Annotated in this window: 3 protein-coding genes; all 3 read right to left on the bottom strand. The window is 69.9% G+C overall.

Annotated features, from left to right (window positions below):
* Window positions 1-327: tripartite tricarboxylate transporter substrate-binding protein (locus ABNT58_RS13265; RefSeq protein ID WP_348753944.1), on the bottom strand; the 327-nt coding region annotated here is incomplete at its 3' end.
* 20 nt (window positions 328-347) lie between these two features.
* On the bottom strand, window positions 348-1,469 hold the full coding sequence (locus ABNT58_RS13260; RefSeq protein WP_348753945.1) for an exo-alpha-sialidase: 1,122 nt from the start codon (window positions 1,467-1,469) through the stop codon (window positions 348-350).
* A gap of 68 nt (window positions 1,470-1,537) precedes the next feature.
* Window positions 1,538-1,930: 4-hydroxythreonine-4-phosphate dehydrogenase PdxA (locus ABNT58_RS13255; protein WP_348753943.1), on the bottom strand; the 393-nt coding region annotated here is incomplete at its 5' end.

The raw sequence follows: 1,930 nt of genomic DNA, 5'->3' as shown, positions 1-1,930 counted from the left end.
GTAGGGCGCCGACTTCATCGTCATCGGCGTGGTGGTGTGGGTCGAGGGCGAAAACAGCAGCGTGTAGCCGTCGGCCTTGGCCTGCTTGACCGCCACCGCGCCGATGGTGCCGGCACCGCCTGGCTTGTTGTCCACCACGATGGTCTGGCCCATCTGCTGGCCGAGCTTTTGCGCCAGCGCGCGGCCCACGGTGTCCAGCGTGCCGCCGGGCGGGAAGGGGATCACCAGCGTGATGGGCTTGGCCGGGTAGGGCTGCGCCAGCGCGACACCGGCGGCGATGGACAGGGCCGCGCCGATGGCGGCGGCCAGGAAGGTCTTGCGGTTCATGGGCTTGTCTCCGTTGTTGTTCAGGCGTGGGGCTGGGCGGGTGCCTGGCGCACCCAGGCTTCGGTCAGGCGCAGGTGGCGGATGCGCTGGCGGAACACCGTGTAGGCGATCTGCAGCGCGCCATCGGCGCTTTGGTGGATCGAGGGATAGGAGTACTCGCGGTTGAGCTGCTGCTGCGAGTTGTTGCTCATGCAGTAGCCGTCGCCGGTTTCCAGGTGCTGGCGGTGCGGCCAGGTCAGGCCGTCGTCGTCCGACAGCGCCACCGTCATCGGTGCACGCGGCGCGCCCCAGAAGGCGCTGCGCCCGCGGGCCACGGCTTCGGTGCGGCCGTCGCCATCGTCGATCTCGTCGTACAGCGAGGCGCGGCGCTCGGTGGCGTCGGCGGCGCTGCTCTGGTTGAAGACGATGGCCAGCGCACCGCTGGTCAGCCGCGCGACTTGTAGGGACGAGTTGTTGTTCGGCAGCTCGGTGGGCTGCGGTGCCGTCCAGTGGCGTCCACGGTCGGTGGACACGCTGCGGTACACATGGTCGGCCCAGCGGCTGCGGAAGAAGCCGATCAATTCGCCCGGCCGGCGGCCAGGCACGATGCTCATGTGCACGCAGCCGGTGCTTTCGGGCACCCGCACTTCGTGCCAGCTGGCGCCCTGGTCGCTGGAGATCATCACCGCACTGGTGTCGTCATGGCCGGCCCACTTCTGCCCGGGCTCGGTGGGGCAATGGAAGATGGGCAGCAGCCAGTCGCTGTTGTCCAGCACCACCACCGGCTGGCGCACGAAGATGCCGGCCTGGGTGAACAGGTCGCGCGTGGGGCCCCAGCTGCGGCCGTTGTCTTCCGAGATGCGGCAGCGCACGAGCGCGGTGTCCTGGTTGCCGGCGCGCTGCGCGGTGTGGATCAGCCACAGCCGGCCGTCGGGCGCCGGAAACAGGATGGGGTTCTGCTCCGAGCGGGTGGGGTCTTGCGACAGCTGCACCGGCGCGCTCCAGGTCTCGCTGCCCGGGGCCAGGCGAGAGAACCACACCGAGATGTCGGCCACGCCTTCCTGCGTGCCGCTGAACCACACGCAGCCCAGCGCGCCGTCTCCCAGCGTCATCAGGTTGGCGGCATGGCATTGCACGCGCGGTGGCGGCAGGTCGGCTTCCATCACGCCGGGCACGCCTTCACGCGGGTGCAGGCGGCCGGCGGGGTGGCCGGCGGGGTACTGCATGGCAGTCATTGCGCCGCCCGCCCCTGGATCAGCCGCAGCGCGTAGTCCACCGCATCCACCAGGCTGTCGGCATTGGCGATGCCCTTGCCAGCGATGTCGAAGGCGGTGCCGTGGTCGACCGAGGTGCGCAGGATGGGCAGCCCCAGCGTGATGTTGACGCCGCTGATCGCCTGCCACTTGCCGGTGGCCGGGTCGACGTTGAAGCCCAGCAGCTTCACCGGGATGTGGCCCTGGTCGTGGAACATGGCCACCACCGCGTCGTACTGGCCGGCGCGCAGCTTGATGAACACCGTGTCGCCCGGGATCGGGCCGCTGATGTCCACGCCGGTTTCGGCCGCAAAGCGCTCGATGGCCGGGCGCACCACCGCATCGTCTTCGCTGCCCAGGATGCCGCCTTC

The organism is uncultured Aquincola sp., from assembly GCF_964001545.1.
In the GTDB taxonomy this organism is placed as follows: Bacteria; Pseudomonadota; Gammaproteobacteria; order Burkholderiales; family Burkholderiaceae_C; genus Aquincola.
This window is presented reverse-complemented; position numbering and strand designations above follow the sequence as displayed.